This window comes from Pseudophaeobacter arcticus DSM 23566, from assembly GCF_000473205.1.
GTDB lineage: Bacteria > Pseudomonadota > Alphaproteobacteria > Rhodobacterales > Rhodobacteraceae > Pseudophaeobacter > Pseudophaeobacter arcticus.
In genome coordinates, this window is sequence record NZ_KI421507.1 from 2,937,756 (window position 1) to 2,960,956 (window position 23,201).

General features: G+C 55.9%; 19 protein-coding genes. 16 read left to right on the forward strand and 3 right to left on the reverse strand.

Going from position 1 to position 23,201, the window contains the following annotated elements:
* Positions 1-296: 296 nt before the first annotated feature.
* On the reverse strand, positions 297-908 hold the full coding sequence (locus ARCT_RS0118460) for a glycine zipper 2TM domain-containing protein (RefSeq protein ID WP_027241397.1): 612 nt from the start codon (positions 906-908) through the stop codon (positions 297-299).
* A gap of 789 nt (positions 909-1,697) precedes the next feature.
* Here ARCT_RS0118460 and ARCT_RS26505 point away from each other — a divergent pair.
* The 15 genes from ARCT_RS26505 to ARCT_RS0118540 all read left to right on the forward strand — a co-directional run bounded on the left by ARCT_RS26505 (position 1,698) and on the right by ARCT_RS0118540 (position 20,246).
* Entirely contained in the window at positions 1,698-3,200 is a 1,503-nt protein-coding gene (locus tag ARCT_RS26505; RefSeq protein ID WP_051360879.1) for a B12-binding domain-containing radical SAM protein, read from the forward strand.
* Positions 3,187-4,866: an AMP-binding protein gene (locus tag ARCT_RS0118470; protein ID WP_084300901.1), complete on the forward strand. Its 1,680-nt coding sequence runs from the start codon at positions 3,187-3,189 to the stop codon at positions 4,864-4,866. Before ARCT_RS26505 ends, ARCT_RS0118470 begins: the two co-directional genes overlap by 14 nt.
* 2 nt (positions 4,867-4,868) lie before the next feature.
* Positions 4,869-7,034 (forward strand): cytochrome P450, encoded by a 2,166-nt coding sequence (locus tag ARCT_RS0118475; protein ID WP_027241399.1) that lies wholly within the window; start codon positions 4,869-4,871, stop codon positions 7,032-7,034.
* A gap of 10 nt (positions 7,035-7,044) precedes the next feature.
* Complete coding sequence (locus ARCT_RS26510; protein WP_084300902.1) at positions 7,045-7,302, forward strand: acyl carrier protein; 258 nt, start codon at positions 7,045-7,047, stop codon at positions 7,300-7,302.
* Positions 7,299-8,996 carry a carbamoyltransferase family protein gene (locus ARCT_RS0118485; protein WP_027241400.1) on the forward strand — a complete coding sequence of 566 codons (1,698 nt, stop codon included), beginning with the start codon at positions 7,299-7,301 and terminating at the stop codon, positions 8,994-8,996. Before ARCT_RS26510 ends, ARCT_RS0118485 begins: the two co-directional genes overlap by 4 nt.
* Positions 8,981-9,991 carry a hypothetical protein gene (locus ARCT_RS0118490; protein ID WP_027241401.1) on the forward strand — a complete coding sequence of 337 codons (1,011 nt, stop codon included), beginning with the start codon at positions 8,981-8,983 and terminating at the stop codon, positions 9,989-9,991. Before ARCT_RS0118485 ends, ARCT_RS0118490 begins: the two co-directional genes overlap by 16 nt.
* Positions 9,992-10,232: 241 nt before the next feature.
* Positions 10,233-10,658 carry a MerR family transcriptional regulator gene (locus ARCT_RS0118495; RefSeq protein ID WP_027241402.1) on the forward strand — a complete coding sequence of 142 codons (426 nt, stop codon included), beginning with the start codon at positions 10,233-10,235 and terminating at the stop codon, positions 10,656-10,658.
* Positions 10,659-10,686: 28 nt separating this feature from the next.
* A complete protein-coding gene (locus ARCT_RS0118500) occupies positions 10,687-11,016 on the forward strand; it encodes a carboxymuconolactone decarboxylase family protein (protein ID WP_240476340.1) in 330 nt (109 codons plus the stop codon).
* A gap of 566 nt (positions 11,017-11,582) precedes the next feature.
* Positions 11,583-13,817 carry a NosR/NirI family protein gene (locus tag ARCT_RS0118510; RefSeq protein ID WP_027241405.1) on the forward strand — a complete coding sequence of 745 codons (2,235 nt, stop codon included), beginning with the start codon at positions 11,583-11,585 and terminating at the stop codon, positions 13,815-13,817.
* Entirely contained in the window at positions 13,810-15,753 is a 1,944-nt protein-coding gene (gene nosZ / locus ARCT_RS0118515) for a TAT-dependent nitrous-oxide reductase (RefSeq protein WP_027241406.1), read from the forward strand. Before ARCT_RS0118510 ends, nosZ begins: the two co-directional genes overlap by 8 nt.
* On the forward strand, positions 15,753-17,081 hold the full coding sequence (locus ARCT_RS0118520) for a nitrous oxide reductase family maturation protein NosD (protein ID WP_027241407.1): 1,329 nt from the start codon (positions 15,753-15,755) through the stop codon (positions 17,079-17,081). The genes nosZ and ARCT_RS0118520 overlap by 1 nt, the downstream gene beginning before the upstream one ends.
* Positions 17,056-17,940 carry an ABC transporter ATP-binding protein gene (locus ARCT_RS0118525; RefSeq protein WP_027241408.1) on the forward strand — a complete coding sequence of 295 codons (885 nt, stop codon included), beginning with the start codon at positions 17,056-17,058 and terminating at the stop codon, positions 17,938-17,940. Before ARCT_RS0118520 ends, ARCT_RS0118525 begins: the two co-directional genes overlap by 26 nt.
* Positions 17,940-18,767, forward strand: coding sequence for an ABC transporter permease (locus ARCT_RS0118530; protein ID WP_036785141.1), 828 nt, complete (start codon positions 17,940-17,942; stop codon positions 18,765-18,767). The genes ARCT_RS0118525 and ARCT_RS0118530 overlap by 1 nt, the downstream gene beginning before the upstream one ends.
* Positions 18,764-19,327, forward strand: coding sequence for a nitrous oxide reductase accessory protein NosL (locus tag ARCT_RS0118535; protein ID WP_027241410.1), 564 nt, complete (start codon positions 18,764-18,766; stop codon positions 19,325-19,327). The genes ARCT_RS0118530 and ARCT_RS0118535 overlap by 4 nt, the downstream gene beginning before the upstream one ends.
* Position 19,328: 1 nt before the next feature.
* Positions 19,329-20,246 carry an FAD:protein FMN transferase gene (locus tag ARCT_RS0118540; protein WP_027241411.1) on the forward strand — a complete coding sequence of 306 codons (918 nt, stop codon included), beginning with the start codon at positions 19,329-19,331 and terminating at the stop codon, positions 20,244-20,246.
* Positions 20,247-20,411: 165 nt separating this feature from the next.
* Here the strand turns inward: ARCT_RS0118540 and ARCT_RS0118545 are convergent, their stop codons facing one another.
* Entirely contained in the window at positions 20,412-21,608 is a 1,197-nt protein-coding gene (locus ARCT_RS0118545) for an NnrS family protein (RefSeq protein WP_027241412.1), read from the reverse strand.
* 152 nt (positions 21,609-21,760) lie between these two features.
* On the opposite strand from ARCT_RS0118545, the gene ARCT_RS0118550 reads away from it, so the two are divergent.
* Entirely contained in the window at positions 21,761-22,453 is a 693-nt protein-coding gene (locus tag ARCT_RS0118550) for a Crp/Fnr family transcriptional regulator (protein WP_027241413.1), read from the forward strand.
* On the opposite strand, the gene ARCT_RS27655 is transcribed toward ARCT_RS0118550, so the two are convergent.
* Entirely contained in the window at positions 22,404-22,673 is a 270-nt protein-coding gene (locus ARCT_RS27655; RefSeq protein ID WP_084300903.1) for a DUF1858 domain-containing protein, read from the reverse strand. The genes ARCT_RS0118550 and ARCT_RS27655 overlap by 50 nt on opposite strands.
* Between the last annotated feature and the right edge of the window lie 528 nt (positions 22,674-23,201).

Below are 23,201 nucleotides of genomic sequence, written 5' to 3' on the forward strand. Positions count from 1 at the left end.
GGCCGCGTCAAAGCGCGAGGGCGAAGCTCCCGGAAATCGGCTTCGGTGACCTTGTCAACACTGCGTGACTTCCCCCTCCATTTGGTTTGGCGGTCGCAGCGAAGGGCCGGTTTGGCAAAGCTGCATTGCTGCATCGAACCTGTCGGTGAATGTCAGCTCAGGACCGGGTCCCGCGCTCCGCCGCGCACGTGCCCGACACCCCTCCAAGGGGCGCTTTCAGAGCACGGGCTGCCCTTGGTGGTGTTCAGCGCCGACCAAACCGAGGCACCGCCGCCTGGATGACAGCGCCCGGTGCGTCACTTCAAATCAACAAAGATTTGCGAGGCAACACCAGCTTCAAGCAGGGCATCCTTGATTTCGTTGATTGCACCGATGTCGGCTGAGCTGACGATGACCACATCGTTGACCACCAGCGAATATAACGGCGCGTCGGGCTCAAGGTTGGCCAAATATTTCTCGGCGGCCAGTTGAGACTTCGGGCCCCATTTGCCGTCATAGCTGACGCCAATTGTATACTGCGCGTCCATGGTCATTTCTTTGCTGACGGAGTTGCCGTCGTTCAGATCCAGCAAGACCTTTTGAAGCCTTGCTTCATCCGTGATGCGCTCTGGGATGAACACGTTCGTGCACGTTTCGACCTCTCTATATTTGGTGACTGTATTTGTGCTGGTTTCATTGGCGATGGCTCCGCCAACGATAGCACCGACGGCAGCGCCGGCATTTTTATCGGTCACGACCTTCCCGATCACGCCGCCAACAATCGCGCCGCCGATTACCTTTTCGGGGCTTCCGCCTCTCACGGTTGCCTGATACGGCACCGTTTGTGTCTCACATTTTACCTCATATGAACCGGCAAATGCCTGAGATACCATCAGAACAGCCGTCGCTGTTGTCGCCAAAAGTTTCATGTCTCGTTCCTCCTTATGCAGGTCAACCTAAGTCTAGCCCCTCCTGGCACCTTACGGCTATCAGCTGTTCTGCCTTTGGCGGCGCAAACGCTTTTGCCGGTGATCCAGTCTATTCTCTTGATCTTAGCTATGCCCTCCACTGTTATTCAATATCATGGCAGGATTCCGCGCGTTCCGAGGAATGAAACGGGGGGTCGTAGCGCCCCGATAAAGTTCAAACACTCTCACTTTGAAGCGCGCGATCATTCACGTACGGCACAGCATTTTCACGGGCGGAATGATCGCTCTGAAGAGCGGGCCGGACCTTACTGTGATGTTCCTTAGGGGCGGCGAGGCTCGACCTCTCAACTTCGGCCCTGCGTCGCAGGTTGAGAGATCGTCGCGTCAGGTCCGTTGCCTCCGACCGCGCAACGTGGACAATTGCTTTAGCTGTAGTACAAGTAGCCTACGGTCCCGGAAACAATTGTTCAAACCTCCGCATCCGGTTGGCAGAAGTGAAATACCCACCAGGCCAAGGATCATGAATTTAGACGACACTTTACAAAGTATACAGGCATTCAAAGTAAATTAAAGTCAGAAAATGGAAACTGCGGGAGAGACCAAAATGGTAAACTTGCAGGCGGGAATCGGCGGATAAATATAAATCACAATATCGCCGGGTACTTTGCCCCCGCACCCACACAGTAACGGCTCTTATTTTAAGGGAATGAATGTGCTGAAACCACCTAAAATGCCAAAAATCCGGCACACTAATTTCAACAAAACCATGCCGCAAAACTGGACCGTATTATGAAGATTTACCTAATTGCCCCTATATCACGATCAGCGGATGATGGTACCCTGGAAAATGCTATTTCAACACCACAATCACAATATGCACTTCTTGCATCAGCTGGCATTGCATCCATAGCGGGCTGGTTCCCCAAAGACCTGGACATTCGGTTATGTGATGAAATCGTTGAAGATGTTGATTTTGACTATGAAGCAGACATTGTTGGTCTAAGCATAAATGTCTCACAGATGGAACGGGGACTAGAAATAGCCAGGGAGTTTCGACGTCGGGGGCGCAAAGTTGTCATTGGTGGCCCTCATGTGTCTCTGGCACCACATTTGTTTCAGGGAGAGGCCGACCACCTTGTGATTGGTGAGTTCGAGCCAATAGCTGATAGGTTTATCAAAGATTTGACAGCAGGTTTGCTTGCGCCAAAATACCATGGCGGACAAGCGGATTTGGCCAAAATGCCGGTTCCAAGGTGGGATATTTACCCAAACTCAAAGACCCTGGCGGGCGTGATTCAAACAAGCCGCGGATGCCCTTTTGAGTGTAATTTTTGTGATGTCATTCAATATGTGGGGCGCAAACAGAGACACAAACCGGCGGATTCGGTAATTGCGGAAGCAAATACTCTATATAAATTTGGCTATCGGCATATTATGCTGAGTGACGACAACTTTACAGTTTATCGACGCCGCAGCATGGATCTCTTGAAAGAGATTTCAAAGTGGAATGGTTGCGACAATCGGGATCCTGTCAGCTTCTCGACACAGGCCTCAATTGATCTTGCGCGGAGTCCCGAATTGTTGAAGGCCTGCAATGATGCCGGGCTACGGATGATTTTTGTTGGCATTGAGACCGATAATGAAGTTGCTCTTGAAGCCGCCGGAAAACGTCAAAATTTGCGTATTGACCCCAGAGTGGAGGTTGAAAAAATTGTCGCTGCCGGAATTAGCGTCAGGGCAGGTATAATGGTTGGATTTGACTCCGATGATTTGACCTGTTTCGAACGTCAGTTTGTGTTTGCTCAGTCACTGCCTGTCGCACTCTTCAATGTCAGCGCATTAGTCGCCCCCATATCGACGCCCCTCTATGATGAGATGAAGAAAGCAGGTCGCATCATTGAGGAAGAGGCTGGCGCAACAACGGTCGCATCCTCGGCGTTGAGCAACCTCATTCCGGTTCAAATGACGCGCGAGCAACTCGCCCAAGGTCGGATGTGGCTCAAGAATGAATTGCTGGACCCTGACAACACAATCGCGCGTTTTGAACGCATCGCGACGCTGCTTGGCGCACCGTCAATAGGGTCAACGAACAGTGGTTCGCAACAGGTAAGCAATACTCCAATGCTTGAGCTGCTGCGCGCCTCTCATCGTGACCGTGGTGCACGTCGCGTAATCGAAGCGGTGAACGAGCTAATGCGGCAACGACCTGAGATTGCACCTGATTTAGGATCTCAATTGATGATACATCTGAACGAGTATCGTACGGCCCAAGGCGAATATGACAGAAAATAATAACACCATGACCAAAGAGATAGCATCACAGTTCGATTTGAAGGCCACGCTCCGTGCTGCTTTTGAGATGCAGGGCAACAAGGAAGTTATTGCGATTTGGTCACGCAAGGGACAACGTGACGCCTATACATCTGCCGAGCTTGCGGGCATGGCCGAAACGATTGCATTGGAGCTAAGAGCCTGGCTTGGAGAGGGCTCGCATACCCTGGTGCTCGCTTTGCCGATGGGGATAGAATTCATAGGCGTTATGTTGGGGGCCTTTTGGGCCGACATAACGATTGTTCCTGTGCCTTTGCCCAGAATGGGCGCACAGTCAGACCGTTTTCAGCAAATCGTCAAGGACAGTCAGGCAAGTGCAATTCTGTGCTTGCCCAGGCACGTGGAACTTCTCAACTCTGTATTGCGCGCGGGGTCGGCGCAGCCATGCCAGGTTGTCCCATTGCCGTTGTCTTCCAGCACCTGTGCCCCTGTGCTTTTCAGTCGAGACACTACCCCGAGCGCCCCGTCCCTAATTCAATATACCTCTGGCTCCACCCGTGCCCCCAAAGGGGTAAGGGTTCTCGGAGGCAATATTGTCGCGAATTCCAATCTTGTCCAACGGAGTTGGGGACTCAACCAAAACGCACGTGTTGTGAACTGGCTGCCTCATTATCACGACATGGGGCTAATGGGCGGCATTTTGTACCCACTCCTGGCGGGCGGTTTTTCCGCGCAGATTGATCCTTTGGACTTTATCCGTCGTCCTTCCTTCTGGTTAGAGGTCATCGATGCAGAGCGTGCAAATTTCAGCGGTGGTGCCACATTTGGATATTCTGAAGTGCTGCGGCGTGTGCCAGCAGAAAAGACACGGCAGTTAGACCTGTCATGCTGGACAAATGCTTATTGTGGCGCGGAACCGGTGCCGGCAAATTTGCTGCCGACATTCCACGCACATTTAGCTGCAACGGGATTTCCACGTGACGCGCTCTTTGCTTGCTATGGGATGGCGGAAATGACGCTGTTCGCTGCAGGCATTCGCGGGGATGCAGAACATCATGCAAAAGTTGCGCCCTGCCATCTGACCCCAGAGCTCGCTCAGATGTGTGCCATAGTGGACCCCGTGAGTGGTGCCCGTTTGGCTGACGGTCAGGAAGGTGAAATTTGGTTGCGTGGCCCATCGCGCGCAGAAGGGTATTTAAACCAGCCCAATGAGACCGGAACGACGTTTGGCCAGAGCCTTGACGGCCAAGCAGACTGGCTTCGCACCGGTGATATTGGCTATAAAACAGGAGAGGCCCTATTTGTCATAGGGCGGATCAAAGACATTGTGATCTGCAATGGTCGTAATATCGCAGCGCCCGAGATAGAGTGGCACGCGTGCCAACAGCATGAAGCACTAAATGCGATGTCTGCGGCCGCCTTTGCACCTGATCCCAATCAATCAGGAGATGCTGTTTTGATCGCAGAGCTACACACTAAAAACCTGGCAAGCCAAGAACGAGAGCACATATGCCAAAACATTCGGAAGACTCTGCAGGGGGAGATGGGCCTCAACATGGTGGACATAATCCTGGTTCCCAGAGGCCGACTTGAACGGACCAGCAGCGGAAAAATTCGCCGCAGTTCAGTCGCCGCAGCATGGCGGGCAGATTGTTCGAGTTACACGCCCACCGACGAAGAGGTTTGAACGTGGAAACGGATATCAAGTCGGCGTTTCACACCGCTGGTGAAATCATTGGAGATCCCCAAATGGTTTCCGAAATCCTCAGAAGCACTGACTTTCAGGTGCCTCAGATTGAGGCGCACATCATCGCTCTGCAGGAACAAAGTGGAATTTCATTTGCCAACATCCTACAACTCACAAGATCAACGGCGGTGTTTCAAAAAAATCCGGCGCACCTTGCAACACGTCGTGCCATTGCCCCGTTTTTCACGGCCAAGGCGGTCAAGATCTGGACGCCAACAATCGATGCTGCGGTCGAAAAGGCCATCGGACATCTGCTCACCGTCAAAGACCCCGACCTGGTCACAGATTTTTGTGACCCCCTGTTTATCACTGTTTTTGGTCAGATTATCGGTCTTAAGATGGCCAACCTCAACCGACTGAGCGCGGTGATCAAATCAATCGGCAGGCTGTCTCAGCCGATGCTTTCGATAAAGGTGCTGAAGCAGATCGAAGCCGAAATACAAGAGATCGATACATATCTTCCCAAAGCGCCCTCACTCCGCTCCGCAACTCTTCTCTCATTCCTCCAGACGGCTCAGCTAAACGAAAACCCCGTGCTGGACCCGCGCGACACCTCGATTTGGCTGCTCGTGGCAGGGTACACTGCTTCGCAAACCTTGGGATTTATCCTGAGCGACCTTCTGCAGCGAGAGAAGGGCGTATGGATGGAACTTGCGAAGAAAGGTCTGCCCGCCGAGGTGCTTGAGGATCTTATCGCGCGTCTTCCATCTACGCGAACATTGGTGCGAACGGCCAATGCTTCCGTGCAGGTGTCTGGATGCCCGTTCCACCAAGGCGACATTGCAGTTATGGATGTCATCAAGGCAAATGAACAACTGAGAACAACATCTGCCAACGGCAATGCCCATCTGTCCTTCGGCAAAGGTGCTCATAAATGCCCAGGCGCCGAAGTTTCAAGACTGCTGCTGACCCGAACACTCCCGGCGATGGCACGTGCGCTTCCATACCTCACTTTGCATCGCGAACAGGTTCGGTTTGAAGTTAGACCTATGGTTCAATTCCCGACCCATTTGCCTGTGACGCTGACCAATCAATCGGAAAGACAAAGCGCTCGGCTGATCGAGGTCAGATCGTTTGAGGAGGCACGGCAGGTTGTCAACGATGACAAAAACTGGGGGCCGCCGGAACTAGAGCCCCATCTGCGTGCATTGGCAGATCGCTCAGGGCGAAATATGGATACCGCCTTGCAAATCGCGCGTAATGCCATGTTTTTCATGTCCGGCCCCCGCCATGCCGAAATCCGACGTGCTGTGGCGCAATCGCTTGGCGGCAACCGCATCGGCTTGTGGGATGATCTCATCGCGCAACAGGTATCGGCGGCTTTGGATCACTTGGAAAGTAAGGCTGATCCTGACCTGATCACTCATTTCGCAGATCCCATTTTCCGCAACATCATGAAGCCGGTACTGGGGGTCCATTCCAGTGACCACACCCAATTCGATGCGCTGGCTCCTGTGCTCCAGGATGTTCTGGAACCCTGGTTGAGATTGCGAGAACTAGAGCGCCTTCAACTGAAGTTTGAGGAAATTCTCAACTTGATGCGGCCTCCGGACGAGGCCACCCTATCGGCACCCTCCATTTTGAGCCAGCTTCTGTCAGCAGATTTGCCATCGTTCACGGAGGCCGATCTAAAAGCGTTGATTCTGGTCCTGTACGGGGCAAGTTTCAACCTGTCACACACGATCGGAAACGTCCTACATCATGTCATTTTATTGGGCGCCGATGCCCGAAAATCTGCGGCGGATGCGGCCTGGGTTGATCAGCACCTGGAAGAGTTGATCGCAATTTGTGGTTCACCAAAGTACATCTATCGCATGGCCAGAACTGCGCAAACTCTGGGTCAGATATCGGTCAACGAGGGTGAAACTCTGCGCCTTCAATTACCGGTCCTCAACAGGGGACAAAGGGCTGGAAACCTTGCCTTTGGGCATGGGTTGCACCGCTGTGTTGGCGCCGCTCTAACCAAAAAGATACTGCGTGTCGCAATCCCTAAGTTTTTCGACCGTTTTCCAGCTGCGCGTCTTGAACCTTCGGGGGTCGTCACATATCCAATGTCGCAAACCCTTGCGTACTCCCATCTATTTTGCACTTTGCAGCCAACTGGTTGAGAGGAAAACTATGTCAGGATTAACCTTGGACACCACAGTGATGTCGTTTTTGATCGCAAAAATTGCGGGGGTTACAAAACAGGATGCTGCCTCAATCTCTGGCGAAGCGAACCTGGTCGACCTAGGGCTGCAGTCCATTGACGCGGTGATTTTGTCTGGTGATATCGAAGATGAGTTCGAGATCGAATTGGATCCGGCCACAATTTTTGAACACGAGACGCTGAACAGCTTTGCCTTGGAGATTTCACGCCGCCGCGATCTGCCATGAGGACCTTCTATCTGGGCCTCTCCACGACAGGGCACGATCCCAGCCTCGCATTGGTTGATCACGCCGGGCGCGTCGTGTTTGCAGAAGCAACAGAGCGCTTTGTAAAAGATAAGCGCGCTTGGGGGTTGGCCCCTGACAACCTGAATCATTTAGCATCAGCTTTGCATCACGCAGGTGTTGGTCCTGATGATAAAATCAATGTGGCAACAACCTGGTCCTCCAGCAAAGAGGCGACCGGGACAAAAGTGCACGATGCCCTGCTGCCCGCAAGTGACACCCTGTGGATGCTGCACATGCAGGCGAGTCTGCAACAAAGCGCGGGCGCATCTTTGCTGCGGCTTGGATATGCGACAGAAAAGCCCCAGGTTCAGCGGTTCGATCACCATCTATGCCATGCAGTCACCGCCTGTTCGTTTGCCCCGGTGTCAGATGCGGCTTGTCTGGTGATCGATGGCGAAGGCGATGTGGGGGCAGTATCTTCGTTTACCTTGCGAGACCGCACCCTGAAACGCGCCTGGCGATCCTGGGGACCAGGCAGTTTGGGAACCTTTTATGGATGGCTCACGGGTCTTTGCGGCTTTGATTGGCGCAAAGGTGAAGAATGGAAAGTGATGGGGCTTGCCGCCTTTGGTGAAGTTGATCCAGACCTTGTCGAAACACTGTCACAGCTTCTTACTGTGGATCGCGGTCGATTGAGGTTTGCCGATTCCAAGCAAACTGCGCAGATTCAAAAGGTGATGGTCCAACATACACGCAAACCGGGATCGCCAATTCTACAAGCAGCAAATCTAGCGGCAACCGGACAGGCATGTTTTGCCAAATTTGCGGATCAAATCCTGGCTTCTGCCGAAAACGATACAACCGGGAACTTGATACTCTCTGGCGGCTGCGCTCTCAATTCCTCGTACAACGGGACGATCGTGGACAGGACTGGATTTGACCAAGTCTTTGTTCCCCCCTGCCCGGCAGATGACGGAAACGCCATTGGCGCGGCTCTTTTGGCCTGGATGTACGATACAAATACCGCCGAAATACCCTTCAATGGAGGCAGCCCCTTCTTAGGAAGCAGCGCCAGCCCAAAAACGCTCGCGGCCTGCCGTGCAGCAGCTGCGCAGGGGCTGAACGTCACCGAGTTAAACGGGCAGTCGGCTGGAATTGTGGCCGCTGAGCTGGCCAAGGGACATGTTTTGGGAGTCATGAGGGGACAATCCGAATTTGGCCCGCGCGCCCTGGGTAACAGATCAATTCTTGCCGATCCACGCAGCCCCGAAATGAAAGACCAAATAAATGCGCGCGTGAAGGGGCGCGAAGCATACAGGCCTTTTGCGCCTGTTGTCTTCGAATCTGAACTCGCCAATTGGTTTGAACAGCCACAGCCCTCTCCCTATATGGCAAAAACGCTCCCTTTCAAGAAACAGGTTACAGATCGCATACCGGCTGTTGTGCATGAAGACGGCACTGGTCGGGTCCAAAGTGTCACGCCCACCATGTACCCGTGGATGTCAGATGTGCTGCAAACCTTTGGGCGCCTCACCGATGTACCCGTTCTGCTCAACACGAGCTTCAATATTATGGGCAAGCCAATCGTACACGATGTTGAAGATGCCATAGGGGCGCTGATGACCACCGGGCTGGATGGCGTCGTTTTTGACGAGTTTTTGATTGGGAAAAAAAATATATGTCCGCCGAGTTGACTGCAAACAGCGCCTTGGTTCCGCTAGAACGCAAAGTAAAATTGCTCAAGAATTTCATGTCTTCATGTGCCGGACAGGCGGTAGATGAAAACGGGTTGATACGTATCCTGAATGCGACAGGGTCCAAACCACCTTTGATCTGGTCATTCAACGCGCTGAGTGAATTTCCCGCACTGGCCATTGCGCTTGGCTCTGACCAGCCTGTTATTGGCATCAGATCTCTTAACGCGGTGGTGGACTATACACGAAAATTGATTCAGGAAGATACGGAAATTGCCGCGTATTACGCCAAACTTCTACAAGAGCACTTTGATTTAACCACATTTTGGATAGGCGGAAACTGTCAGGGTGCTGCTGTGGCTGCTGAGCTCGCTTCACACCTATCTTTACAAGGGAAGCACGCCCTGGGTTTGTTTCAAATGGAATGGCAAAATTCAACGCCCTGGCCTGGACCCTGCCATTTTTTGTTTGGTGCGGAAAGTGTGGAATACAACCCATTATTGGCGGGCAAAGACCCTTGGCCACTGTGGCGTAAAACATACCAAGAGGTTTCCTGTGACTTCTTGCCTGGTACTCATGGGCTGTATTTCACCCCAGAAAACCTACCCGACCTCACCTCCAAGCTACAACGCTATATGTACCAAAAACCATCCGTGCACCAAATCCCGAAGGATTTAGGCCAAGGTACTGATTTGCATTGGCTGCCACCCACCGAAATTGAAACCAACGCACCAATACATTTAGAAGCACAAACGGACGTACCCAGTAGTTCAGAACTTGAAGTCCTCTCTTTGTGGGTGCCACACACGCCGGGTCAGATCATCAAAACGGAAACCTGCAGCATTGCGCAGCACGACGACGTCTTGCAGATATTACTCCACGCGCCATCGGATGTTGGCCAATGGTCCCTACAGATTTTTCGGTGCAATGACCAAAACGGACCCCTGTTTTGGAAAAAGGATGTGGGTCAATCATGGACCATCCAAATTTGTTGACCCACTTGTCTGTGTTGCACAGATAGACGGAGGGGCTTCACTCTATGAATCCGGCGTGACCCCTGAAGCTATGAAACGGTTTTAGTCTTTGTCAGCCCGCTCGGCTCCGGAAACGGGTATCTTCTGGCCGGGTGGCAAGGGCTGCATGTTTCAGCCACCCAACATATGTGTAGACTCATCTTGACTTAGAGCGCGCTCAAACCCCTATGGTCAAATGCGTCTTGATGAGAAAAGGGGCCGCATGAAAATTGGTGAACTCGCGAAACGCACGGGGGTAACGGCCCATACGATCCGCTATTATGAACGGATTGGGCTCCTTCCATTTGCGGATCGCGATGCAGGTGGGCAACGCGACTATGACGAATCGATCCTCGTTTGGATTGAATTTCTCAAGCGTTTGAAAACAACCGGCATGCCGATCCGTGAAATGCTCCGCTATGCTGGACTGCGCGCACAGGGTGATCACACCGGCCCCGAGCGACGCGCCCTGTTGGCGGCGCACCGCGACAGGGTGCGCGCGCATCTGGCCAATTTACAGGCCTCTCTTCTCGTCCTCGACACCAAGATCGACAGCTATGTCGAAACTGAGAAAAGGACGCATTCCCATGACGATACAAGAAAACCCATCAACAGAAAGCCGACTCGAGCGAGGCCGGCGCGCACTTGACGCCATCGACGGGCAAGCCGGGCGAAACGTGATCGACGCATTGGCCGGGGTTGCTCCGGATTTTGCCAACTATCTTTTTGAGTTCCCCTTTGGCGATATCTATTCCCGCCCCGGGTTATCGCTGCGAGATCGCGAAATAGCGACTATTGCGGCTCTGGCCGCTATGGGCACTGCGCAGCCGCAGCTCAAGGTGCATATCGAGGCCGGGCTGAACGTGGGGCTCTCCCAGGAGGAAATCACCGAAATCCTGATGCAAATGGCTGTCTATGCGGGCTTTCCTGCGGCGCTGAACGGGCTCTTTGTTGCAAAGGACGTTTATACCGCTCGTGCGTCCGAATTTGCGGAAGAACAGACATGAAGCCGACAGGCCGCATGATTGTTGCTCCCCCCGGACGTCATCCTGCAGACCAGTGGCGCGGCTGCCAACGGCGGCGCGGCTGAACACCCTGTTTAAGGGGGGGGGCACGACAGTCCCCCCTTACCTTTTTGCGCCAATATTGTTCCAGAACAAACTTCACGATTTTCGGAGCTCTAATGTGTGCCACATGAGACGTTCCTTGATTCTATCCGTTAGATGCATTCTGATCGCGAGCCTTCTGCTCGCGACATCCGTCAGCGGTTTTTTTGGTGCATCCCATGAACTTGCACGGGTCGGGCAAAGCACCCTGGTGATCTGCGGCCAAGACGGCACAAGCGTTATAACGCTCGACCGGAACGGCACCCCGGTTACGCCCGCAAGCACCAGCTGCGGACATTGTGCCGACTGCTCTCTCATATCCGTCTTCGACCTGCCGGTTTTCACCGCGATTGCACGTCAGGCCACCCAGGCGCAACTGACTGCGCGCGCCGACACAGAAACAATTTTGACCTCGGGTTTTGCACGGCATTTGCCGCGCGGCCCCCCAAACACGTTCAGGTCCTAAAATGATCGACACACTCCGCTCTTTGGTATTTCTGCGCCTGTTGGGACCCTTGGCCTTGGCAATACTGGCCAGCTTTGCGGCCAATCCGGCACTCTCACAAACCGCACAATCGGTTCTGTCCCACTATATTTCAAAAATCGCCCCCAACGATATCGTCGAGGGGAGTGACGCGTTTGGTCCTATCCGCGACGACGTGCCCGTGGCGCCGCTGCTGAAGCAAGGCGTTGAAATCGGACATGTCTTCATAACCTCTGACTTTGTCGGGACCACCGGGTATTCCGGCAAACCAATCCACACCATGGTTGCCGTCGACGCCGACGCGCGGGTGCTGGGCGTCGAATTGGTCAAACATTCCGAACCGATCGTGCTGATCGGCATTCCTGACAGCAAAATCAAGGCGATGGTACATGGCTATCGTGGCGTGGACCTGGTGGCAGAGGCGCAGGAACGCGGCTCGGCCCATGATCTGAACATCATTTCCGGCGCGACTGTCACCGTCATGGTGATCGACGATGGGATCATCCGCGCCGGGCTAAAGGTCGCGCGCGCCCTGGGCCTGGGCGGGTTGCAGGCAGCAGCCGCAGCGGATCACAGCTTTGAAATCGCCCCCGACGCCGTTGCACCAGACAGCTGGATGGAAATGGAGGGCGATGGGACCCTGCGCCGCCTGTCACTGGACGTGGGGCAAGTCAACGCCGCCTTCGCCATGATGGACGACCCGCGCGCCGCCAAACGCGCTCTGACAGAGCCGTCAGACACCACATTCATTGACATGCAAACCGCGCTGGTCAGCGTGCCCGGCATTGGGCAGGCCATTCTGGGCGAAGCCGAAAACCGCAATCTGCGGGATTGGCTGAAGCCGGGCGAACACGCCATCGCAATTGTCGGTCGTGGGCTGTATTCCTTTAAGGGTTCGGGCTATGTGCGCGGCGGCATTTTTGACCGGATCGTACTGATACAGGACGATGTGACTGTGCGGTTTCGCGACCGCGGCCACCGCCGGATGGGCCAGATAGAAGCCGATGATGCGCCCGAATTCACCGAGCGTGATCTGTTCAAAATCCCGGCTGACAGCGGTTTTGACCCAACCCTGCCATTCCGCATCCAGCTATTGGTGCATCGCGAAGTCGCGGCCATCGAAAAGGTCTTTACCACCTTTGAACTGGGGTATCAGCTGCCACCGCAATACCAGCGCAAAACCGCGCCTGACCCGGCGCTGCAAGCCCCCCTGTCGCAGTCACAGGATCTGGCCGAAGAAGATGCGCAATCGGCGCTTTGGAAACGGATATGGGAGGATAAGACCGCCGAAATCATCGGGCTGCTGGTGATGCTGACCGTCCTGACTTTGGTGTTCTTTTTTCAACATTTTTTCACCCGCTCGGCCCGGTTCTATTTCTGGTTCAGGATATCCTTTCTGACGGTCACGCTGGTCTTTCTGGGGTGGTACGCCAATGCGCAGCTTTCGGTTGTGAACCTGATGGCGCTGTTTGGGGCCCTGGTGACGGATTTCAGCTGGCAAGCCTTTCTGCTGGACCCGCTGACCTTCATTCTGTGGTTTGCGGTTGCAACGGCACTGCTGTTCTGGGGACGCGGGGCCTACTGCGGCTGGCTGTGCCCCTTTGGCGCCTTGCAAGAGCTGACCAACCGCATCGGCCAGGCGCTCCACATCCCACAGGTCCAACTGCCCTGGGGTCTGCATGAACGGCTGTGGCCAATCAAATACATGATCTTTCTTGGGCTGTTTGGCGCATCGCTGTATTCCATCGAGCAGGCCGAACACCTGGCCGAAGTGGAACCCTTCAAAACCGCCATCGTGCTGAAATTCATGCGGGCCTGGCCTTTTGTCGCCTATGTTGCGGCGCTTCTGATGGCCGGGCTGTTCGTGGAACGGTTCTTTTGCCGCTATCTCTGCCCATTGGGGGCCGCCCTGGCGATCCCTGCCCGGCTGCGGATGTTTGACTGGCTGAAGCGGTATCGCGACTGCGGCAACCCCTGCCAGACCTGCGCCAATGAATGCCCGGTCGATGCCATTCATCCCACCGGCGAAATCAACCCAAACGAATGCATCAACTGTCTGCATTGTCAGGTGCTGTACCAGTCTGAAGTGAAATGTCCCGTTGTCATCAAAAAGATGAAGCGGCGCGCCAGAGCCGGCTCACCAAATGCGGCTTTGGACGCACAAATTGCAAATCATCCAAATGTGAAGAACTCAAGAAAGGAACTTCAAGATGTCTGATCAAGACAAACAAGGCCTGAGCCGACGCGGTTTCATGGGAGCCACGGCCACCGGGGCAGCATTGCTGGGGGGCACCGGCGGCAAGCTGGGTCTTCTGGGCGGTGCGGCGGCCATTACCGCGGCCAGCACCAGCGCATCCTGGGCAGCAACAGGCGATCACGCGACACCTGCCCCTGGTGAGTTGGACGAATACTATGGCTTCTGGTCATCGGGCCAGGCCGGCGAGATGCGCATCCTGGGCGTTCCCTCGATGCGTGAACTGATGCGCGTACCGGTGTTCAACCGCTGTTCCGCCACAGGGTGGGGGCAGACCAACGAAAGCCTGAAAATCCTGACGCAAGACATGCTGCCGCAGACCAAGGAATACCTGGCTGCGCAGGGCAAGAAAGTGCACGATCAGGGTGACCTTCACCACGTCCACATGTCCTTTACCGAGGGCAAATACGACGGCCGCTTCCTGTTCATGAACGACAAGGCCAACACCCGCGTCGCGCGTATTCGCTGCGACGTGATGAAGCCCGACAAGATCATCGACATCCCCAACGCCAAGGCCATCCACGGGTTGCGCCCGCAAAAATGGCCCCGCACCAACTATGTATTCGCCAACGGCGAAGACGAAGTGCCGATGGTCAACGATGGATCGGTTCTGAACGAGCCGGAAAAATACGTGAACTTCTTCTCCGCGATCAATGCCGACGAAATGACTGTCGCATGGCAGGTTATGGTGTCGGGCAACCTTGACAACACCGATGCGGATTACGAGGGCAAATGGGCCTTCTCGACCTCTTACAACTCGGAAATGGGGATGACCCTGCCCGAGATGATGGAGGCAGAGATGGACCACGTCGTCATCTTCAATATCGCAGAGATTGAGGCAGGTATCGCCGCTGGTGACTATATCGAACTCAACGGCGTCAAGGTGATTGACGGGCGCAAAGGGCAGAACAAGAAATACACCCGCTATGTGCCAATCCCCAACAGCCCCCATGGCATCAACATGGCACCCGACAAGAAACACCTCTGTGTCGCTGGCAAACTGTCGCCCACCGTGTCGGTGCTGGACGTGACCAAGTTTGATACCCTGTTTGAGGACGACAGCGTCGACGCACGCGAAGCCGTGTTGGTGGCAGAACCTGAACTGGGTCTTGGCCCGCTCCACACCTGCTTTGATGGTCAGGGCAACGCCTTTACCACTCTGTTCCTGGACAGCCAGGTGGTCAAATGGAACATTGAAAAGGCGATCCGGCTTTACAATGGTGAAGACGTCGACCCGATCATCGTCAAGAAGGATGTGCATTACCAACCGGGCCACAACTCGACCACCATGGGCGAAACGCTGGAGGCAGATGGCAAATGGTATCTGTCGATGAACAAGTTCTCAAAAGACCGGTTCCTGAATGTTGGACCGCTCAAACCCGAGAACGAGCAGCTTTTTGCGCTGAATGGCGACGAAATGGAACTGGTGCATGATGGTCCGACCTTTGCCGAACCCCATGACAGCATCCTTGTGCACCGCTCGGTGGTGAACCCGAAAAACGTCTGGGATCGGAATGATCCGATGTGGGCGGACGCCCGTGCGCAGGCCGAAATCGACGGTGTGGACATTGACGACTATCAAGACAGTGTGATCCGCGATGGCAACAAGGTCCGGGTTTGGATGTCCAGCCAGGCACCAGAATTCAGCCTGTCGAACTTTACCGTCAAACAGGGCGACGAGGTGACTGTCTATGTTACCAACCTTGATGACATCGACGACCTGACCCACGGCTTTACTCTCAACAACCATGGCGTCGCGATGGAAGTTGGACCACAGGCAACCGCCTCGGTCACCTTCACGGCGGCGAAACCTGGCGTCTACTGGTACTATTGCCAGTGGTTCTGCCACGCCCTGCACATGGAAATGCGCGGTCGTATGTTTGTAGAGCCTGCTGCCTGATGACACGTCTCGTCTCTCTTGTTTTTGCATTGATGCTCGCCGCCATGCCCGCCTGGGCGGCACGGATTGATGTGCACCCCGGTGACGGTGCGCTTGCGCGTGCCTTGCTGGGGGCAAGCGCGGGGGACGAGATTGTCCTTGCACCGGGCCTTTATACGGGCCCGGTGCACATTGAAATTCCGCTCACCCTGCGGGGCACCACAGGTGCCGTCATCGACGCTGGCGGCATCGGCTCTGTGGTCATGGTTGACGCCCCCGATGTGACCGTTCAGAGCCTGACACTGATCAATTCCGGCCGGGTGCATGAACCTGGTGATGCCGGTGTCAAGCTGACCACAAAGGCCCGCCGCGCGCGGGTGCTGGACAACCACCTGAAGGGCAACCTGATCGGGGTCGATGTCCACGGTGCCCGCGATGCGCTGATCAAGGGCAACCGGATCGAAGGCCTGCAGCTTGCCCGCATGAATGATCGCGGCAACGGTATCTATGTCTGGAATGCCCCCGGATCAGTCGTCGAAGACAACGAAATCCGATATGGCCGCGACGGGATATTTTCCAACGTTTCCAAGCGCAACATCTATCGCCGCAACCTGTTTCGCGACCTGCGGTTTGCGGTGCACTACATGTATACCAATGACAGCGAAATTGCGGGCAACATCAGCATCGGCAACCATCTTGGGTTTGCGATGATGTATTCGGACCGGATCGTGGCGCGGGATAACATCAGCATCAACGACCGCGACTATGGCATAATGCTGAACTACACCAACAAATCCGATGTCTTTGCCAATCAGGTCCTCGGAGGGGCGGAAAAATGCGCCTTTGTCTATAATTCACACCGCAACCTGCTGGCCGAAAACAGCTTTGACAATTGTGACATCGGGATTCATTTCACCGCCGGATCAGAGCACAACACAATCACCGGCAACGCCTTTATCGGCAACCGTACACAGGTCAAATACGTTGGCACACGCGATGTCGAGTGGAGCTTTGATGGCCGTGGTAATTTCTGGTCAGATCATCCCTCCTTTGATCTGAATGGGGATGCACGCGCCGACAGCAGCTATCGGCCCAACGACTTGATGGATCACATCCTGTGGTCGCAGCCCGCCGCCAAACTGCTGATTGGCTCACCCGCCGTTCAACTGGTCCGCTGGAGCCAGGAACAGTTTCCAGCCACCACCCCCGGCGGGGTGGTCGACAGCCATCCGCTGATCGCAGCACCTGATCTGTCGGTACCACAGAACCTATCGTTACTCGCCCAGGCGACACCGCATTGGGCAACCGGAGCAAGCGACGACGATGCTACACATTTCCAACCTGACTAAGCGCTACGCCAGTCAAACCGCATTGGACCGCGTGGACCTATCCATTGCACCCGGCGAACGGGTTGCGCTGCTGGGCCACAACGGCGCGGGCAAATCTACCTTGATGAAAATGGTGCTGGGCCTGCTCACGCCATCGGATGGTGGCATCACCGTTGCCGGACAGGCGCCGGGGTCACGTATCGCGCGCGATGTGACGGCCTATTTGCCCGAAAACATCGCCTTTCATCCCGCACTGACCGGCCGCGAACAAATCCGCCATTTCCTGCGCTACCGGGGCCGTCCGGTAGCCGAGGCCGACGCACTGTTGGCCAAAGTGGGGCTCGGCGATGCCGCGCGGCGCCGGATAGGGACATATTCCAAAGGCATGCGCCAGCGTGTTGGCCTGGCGCAGGCCCTGATCGGCAGCCCCGCCCTGATGGTTCTGGACGAGCCCACATCCGGGCTGGACCCGGTGTCGCGCCGCGAGTTTTATACCCTGCTGGATGAGTTGGCAGCACATGGCACCGCCATCCTGATGTCCTCACACGCGCTGTCCGAAGTCGAGGTGCGCACGGATCGCATCGCCATTCTCTCCAAGGGCCAAAAGGTTGCTGACGGCTCCCTGAGCAGCCTGCGCAGCGACGCGGCTCTGCCTTTGACGGTACAGTTGCGCCCCCGGCAGGGATGCACAGCCCAGGTCTTCGCCGCGTTTCCAGAGGCAAAACAGGTGGGCGACAGTCTGACAATGACCTGCGCGCAGGCCGACAAGCTGGGCATTCTGACCCGGATCACGGCAGTGCGCGATACGCTCCAGGATTTTGATTTCCTGCCCCCCAGCCTTGACGATATCTATGTTCAAATCAGCAGGAGCGCTGCGTGATGCTGTTGCGTGTTCTGTCCACATTCCACATCGAATTTGCCATTGCCCTGCGCAATCGCTGGCTGAGCATCGCGATTGTCATGATGGTGCTGTTTTCGCTGGTTCTGGCCATTGCCGGATCGGCCCCCACCGGTGGACTGGGGGCGGACCGCCTGTCGGTCACCGTTGCCAGCCTGACCTCATTATCGGTCTATCTGGTGCCGCTGATGGCGCTGATCATCTCTTTTGATGCCATTGCCGGCGAAATTGAGCGCGGCACCCTGCCGCTGTACCTCGCCTACCCTGTCAGCCGGGGCGAATTGCTGGGCGGCAAACTGGCCGCGCAATTGGTGCTGATTACAATTGCCGTCTGCCTTGGCTACGGCGCGGCGGCCATTGTCGCCTTTTGGTTCAGCGGCTGGGGCGCGATGGATGGCATGCCGGCCTTGCTGCGCCTGATCTGGACCTCGGTTTTGCTGGGCGCCGTGTTTTTATCGCTGGGCCAGATGATTTCCGGCCTGTCACGCCGCCCCTCTGCGGCGGCGGGGCTGGCCATCGGACTGTGGCTGGTGGCTGTGGTTCTCTATGATCTGGGTCTGTTGGCGGCCATTGTCGCCGATGATGGCGGGGCATTCACCACAGAGGTATTCCCATGGTTGCTGGTCGCCAACCCCGCCGATGCGCTGCGGATTTACAACCTGGCCGCATCCGACGCGGTTGGCGCCGCCTCTGGTCTGGCCGGGGCAGCACAGTCCATCGCCCTGTGGAAGCCGCTGGCATCGTTGCTTGTCTGGGTGGTTCTGGCCGCCGCGCTGGCACGGATTGCATTTGGAAGGGTCAAACCATGAAACCAGGTATCCTCATCACCCTTGCGGCGCTATTGCTCTCGGCTTGCAAAGAAGACGAGACCGCGCTGCCGCTGCCCATTGAGATGACAGCCGAGGCCGTTGGCTATTATTGTCAGATGGACCTGCTGAACCATGAGGGCCCCAAGGGGCAAATCCACCTTGCAGGGATGGCCGCCCCGATCTTTCTGTCACAGGTGCGGGACACAATTGCCTATCTTCACATGCCCGAACAGAGCCACGCGGTGCAGGCAACCTATGTTCAGGATATGGCAAATGCTGAAAGCTGGGCAAAACCCGGCTCATGGATCGCCGCCAACAAAGCCCTTTATGTGGTGGGCTCCGACCAGATGGGCGGCATGGGCGCCCCCGAATTTGTACCCTTTTCCGATGCGACTGCAGCGGCAAACTTTATCGCCAATCATGGCGGCGCTTTGCTGCGATTTGACGAAATCAAACCACAGGATGTGCTGAGTGGCGCAGCCCCCGAACTGGCAGCCGCTGATCAATCCGACATCGCCAACCGATTGCGCGCATTGGCGCCCGCAGACAGGACCAACTGATATGACCCTTTCCCGCCGTCGTTTTCTTTCGCTGGCTTCCGCCTCTTGCCTGATCGCCCCTGCGGCGCAGGCGTTCCAATGGCAGGGGACCGCATTGGGGGCTCATGCACGGATCATCCTTGATCATCCAAACGCCGAGCAGATTACCCAGCGGGCGCTGGCGGAAATCACCCGGCTGGAGGATATCTTTAGCCTCTATCGCGTTGACTCCGAAATAACCCGGCTAAACACGCAGGGTCATCTGAATGCCCCATCGTTTGAGCTGTTGGAATGCCTGTCCACCGCCCGCTACGCCCATCGCCTGACCGAGGGCCGGTTTGACCCGACCGTACAGCCACTTTGGCGCGTTCTGGCGGATGCCTATGTTGCAGGCCGCCCGGCGGATGTTGCCGCAATAGCCGCCGCGCGGGCACGGATCGGGTTTGACCAAGTGATCTTTGACAGCACGGCTGTTGAGCTGTCTGCGGGTCAGCAACTCACCCTGAATGGTATCGCCCAAGGCTATATTGCTGACCGTGTGGCGCTATTGATGCGCGCCGAAGGGGTCAAAGATGTGTTGATTGACACCGGCGAGATCCTTGCGATGGGTGCCCCGGACGGGCACGCCGCCTGGCCAGTCACGATTGTCGGCGAAGCACAGGCGCGCGCCCTGACCGGGCGGGCCCTGGCCACCTCTGCGCCCTATGGCACCATTCTGGATGCCGCGGGCGAGATCGGCCATATCCTTGATCCGCGCAGCGGGTCGGCGCTGGAAACCGACATCCGGCAGGTCTCTGTCAGCGCCCAAAGCGCGGCGCTTGCGGATGCTGTTTCAACGGGGCTTTGCTCGGCCCGTGACGGCGATGAGGCGCGGCGTTTGTTGCGCAATGTGAATGGCGTATTTCTTGAAAGCGTGCAGACAGCAGCTGACGCAGCATGAGATCAAACGAACAGCCAGGAAACCGGGAAACGTCTTGGCGACAGATCCACAAAACCGCAAATGACCTGCGCGCGTGAATGAGGGTGGTGCCATTGTGGCTGGATAGGCCGCCATGGCACCACCCTCAATTTTAGCCCGAAGGTCCAGGGTCAGGGCCCGAAGGCATCAGGCCGAATTGGGCTGCGAAGGCGCCTTGCGTTTAGCCGAAGGCAAGGCCAGCCACGGCACCAGACGTATGGCCAGAATGGCAAAACCCAAAGTCCAAAGTATTGCCGAAATTTCGATACCACTACGGCCTGCAAAAAAGACCTCCGGCAGGGCCGACCGCATGATAGCCGCTCCGCAAATCAAGGCAAAAACCAGCGTAAAAGCAGGTCCCGCGACCAACGCGCGTCCAGTATGCCCCAGCGTCGCACGTATCATCACCGCAACGGTCATGCCACCGATCGCACCAATCCCCAACATGTGCATCCCTGCCGCTGTGGCAATCCAACCGATCGCCGACGCCCCGGTCATCATCAGCCCAGCAGCCAGGATCCCATAGGCAACATGAAGCATAAGCAAAAGCGGCGAACGCCAGGTCGCCACTGCCCGCCAACGGGACAGCCGGGCGAAATGCATCACGCCGCTCAGGATCAATACCCCTCCGGTGACCGCCGCCTCTGGCCGCGCAACCCATATCAGCAAAGCCGCCGCCCCAAAGGCCACAACCACGGCGTCAAACCGCCCAAAGGGCACCGGAAACCGGGTTTCCCCCTGTTTGACCAGCCAGTTGCGGGTAAAGCTGGGAATGATCCGCCCGCCAATAAGTGTGATCAAGAACAGGACCAGCGCCAGACCAAACCTGCGCCCGATGTCCGCCTCGCCGGCCAATATAACCTCGATGTGGTAGGTGATATTCGCAGCACACAGCAGGCCCACCGGAAGCACAACCTTCAGATTGCGCCAGTTTTGCCCGGCCACAATCTCGCGCGCGACGATTACGGCAATAGCCAGCAGAAATGCGCAATCCGCAAAGGCCACCCCAATGGGCCCCAGTGGCAGCAGTCCGGCAAGAGCGATCCGACCAATCAGCCAAATGACCGAGAGGCAAAGCAAAGGCCAGCCCTGGATCGGCATTCGCCCGCTCCAGTTGGGGACCGCTGTGAACAGAAACCCCGCAATCACTGCTGCGCCATAGCCAAAGATCATCTCGTGTATGTGCCAGTCCATGGGCGGAAAGGAGCTGACCAGCGTCCATTGGCCCTGCCAGACCATCCACCAGACCGGTATGACTGCAGCAGCAAACAGTACGGCAGCCAGGAAGAACGGGCGAAACCCTGCGCTTAGGGCTGCGGGGCCATTATAGTTTGTGCGGCTCATGGATGATCCCTTTTTTACACTTGGCAAGAGGGGTGTTATCGCAGGCAAAGCTGGGCTATCTCTTGTCCATATCCGTCTTTGGATGTCTCCGTATGGTTTATCGCACAAACAACGGGTCATCCTTGCCATTCAACAAACTCGGCGAAAATTCAGTGTCCAAGCTCGACGAAAACCTACTCCGGAAACTACCGCCCTTTTCGCAGATTTCCTCATCAGAAATCAGCGAGATACTGGCCCTTTCGACCAAGAAGACCTGGAACGAAGGCGACACCATATTTTATCAGGGTGCAGAGGCTGAGAGCTTTTATTTGTTGCTGGATGGTTCAATCCGCGTGGTGCGCCTGACACCGGGGGGCGACCAAATTGTGCCGTTGCACATTCCCGCTGGCCAGCTTTTTGGTATTGCGCCTGCATTGGGCCATCAGACCTATCCTGCTGACGCCGTTGCGGTCGTTGATTGCCTCACGCTGTGTTGGCCTTCGCGACATTGGGCAGAGTTTGTCAAACATTACGATGGTTTTGGATCTGAAACCTGGCGTACGATTGGTGCCCGGATGACGGAGCTACACGAACGTATTGATGAAGTGTCTACCCGAGCCGTGGAACAAAGGGTTGCAGCCGTTATTTTGCGACTGGTCAGGCAATATGGTCGAACCGTCGAGGACGGGATCGAAATCACCTTTCCCATCACCCGTGCCACGATCTCCGAGATGACAGGCACCACGCTTCACACTGTCAGCCGGATGCTGTCTGCCTGGGAGAAAAAGGGCATCGTCGCCAGCAAACGCAAACATATCACGGTGACCGATCCCCACCGGATGGTTTTGATCGCGGATGCGGATTGAGCTCAGGGGCGGACCCGGCAGCCACCTGGCGCAGCTTGGCGCCAAAAGCGTCAAGATCAAAGTCGTAGGCCGCGCAGGCATCCGCAATCGTGTGAAAGGCTACAATCGGGCAGCCAACACAGCGCATCTTGTAGTTAAAAAACACAGTTGCTGTGTCCGGCCAGTAGCGGAACATGTCTTCGAGAGTTAAATCCGGGTTATTGATATCCCGCTCACACACTGCCCTGACCCCATATCATTTCGTCGAGCATACCAAAATTCTCTGGCAGCCATGTTGCGATATAACAAACTAAGGTGAATTGGCTGCGCCAAAGCCTGCGCAGCATTCCGAAATGGCGCGTCACCGAATACGGCCCCAGCTTCTACAAATCGGGCCGTTCCGTAGGCTAGCCCTGCCCTGTCAAAGCAAGCCACATAAGCGCTCGACCTTTTCCCGGTCGGGCGCTTTTCATTTGGGCCTGGCCCAAGCGGCTAACAGTGCTGACAGCATCGACGGTGGGTTGTGCTGGTTTTATATGTGGGGATTGTATTGGGAGGGAGATTTGCGCTGTGTTTCGCGCGCAAACTGCTTCCAGAGTGCTTCCACGGGTTTGGAATGCGGGTAGCGAGCTTAGCTGTTGTTTGCTGTGGCGCGTAGCACCGTTGTAGCACTGCGCATATAGCAGCAACGCGTAAAGCCACCCGTAGGTGGCTGCAAGTATCTGTTATTGATATGTAAATTTTGGTTGCGGGAGTAGGATTTGAACCT

Excerpts from the sequence above, each read along its gene's own strand:
- ARCT_RS0118460 (WP_027241397.1), bottom strand. The coding sequence starts at position 908 with ATGAAACTTTTGGCGACAACAGCGACGGCTGTTCTGATGGTATCTCAG.
- ARCT_RS26505 (WP_051360879.1), top strand. The coding sequence starts at position 1,698 with ATGAAGATTTACCTAATTGCCCCTATATCACGATCAGCGGATGATGGT.
- ARCT_RS0118470 (WP_084300901.1), top strand. The coding sequence starts at position 3,187 with ATGACAGAAAATAATAACACCATGACCAAAGAGATAGCATCACAGTTC.
- ARCT_RS26510 (WP_084300902.1), top strand. The coding sequence starts at position 7,045 with ATGTCAGGATTAACCTTGGACACCACAGTGATGTCGTTTTTGATCGCA.
- ARCT_RS0118485 (WP_027241400.1), top strand. The coding sequence starts at position 7,299 with ATGAGGACCTTCTATCTGGGCCTCTCCACGACAGGGCACGATCCCAGC.
- ARCT_RS0118490 (WP_027241401.1), top strand. The coding sequence starts at position 8,981 with ATGTCCGCCGAGTTGACTGCAAACAGCGCCTTGGTTCCGCTAGAACGC.
- ARCT_RS0118495 (WP_027241402.1), top strand. The coding sequence starts at position 10,233 with ATGAAAATTGGTGAACTCGCGAAACGCACGGGGGTAACGGCCCATACG.
- ARCT_RS0118510 (WP_027241405.1), top strand. The coding sequence starts at position 11,583 with ATGATCGACACACTCCGCTCTTTGGTATTTCTGCGCCTGTTGGGACCC.
- nosZ (WP_027241406.1), top strand. The coding sequence starts at position 13,810 with ATGTCTGATCAAGACAAACAAGGCCTGAGCCGACGCGGTTTCATGGGA.
- ARCT_RS0118520 (WP_027241407.1), top strand. The coding sequence starts at position 15,753 with ATGACACGTCTCGTCTCTCTTGTTTTTGCATTGATGCTCGCCGCCATG.
- ARCT_RS0118525 (WP_027241408.1), top strand. The coding sequence starts at position 17,056 with ATGCTACACATTTCCAACCTGACTAAGCGCTACGCCAGTCAAACCGCA.
- ARCT_RS0118530 (WP_036785141.1), top strand. The coding sequence starts at position 17,940 with ATGCTGTTGCGTGTTCTGTCCACATTCCACATCGAATTTGCCATTGCC.
- ARCT_RS0118535 (WP_027241410.1), top strand. The coding sequence starts at position 18,764 with ATGAAACCAGGTATCCTCATCACCCTTGCGGCGCTATTGCTCTCGGCT.
- ARCT_RS0118540 (WP_027241411.1), top strand. The coding sequence starts at position 19,329 with ATGACCCTTTCCCGCCGTCGTTTTCTTTCGCTGGCTTCCGCCTCTTGC.
- ARCT_RS0118545 (WP_027241412.1), bottom strand. The coding sequence starts at position 21,608 with ATGAGCCGCACAAACTATAATGGCCCCGCAGCCCTAAGCGCAGGGTTT.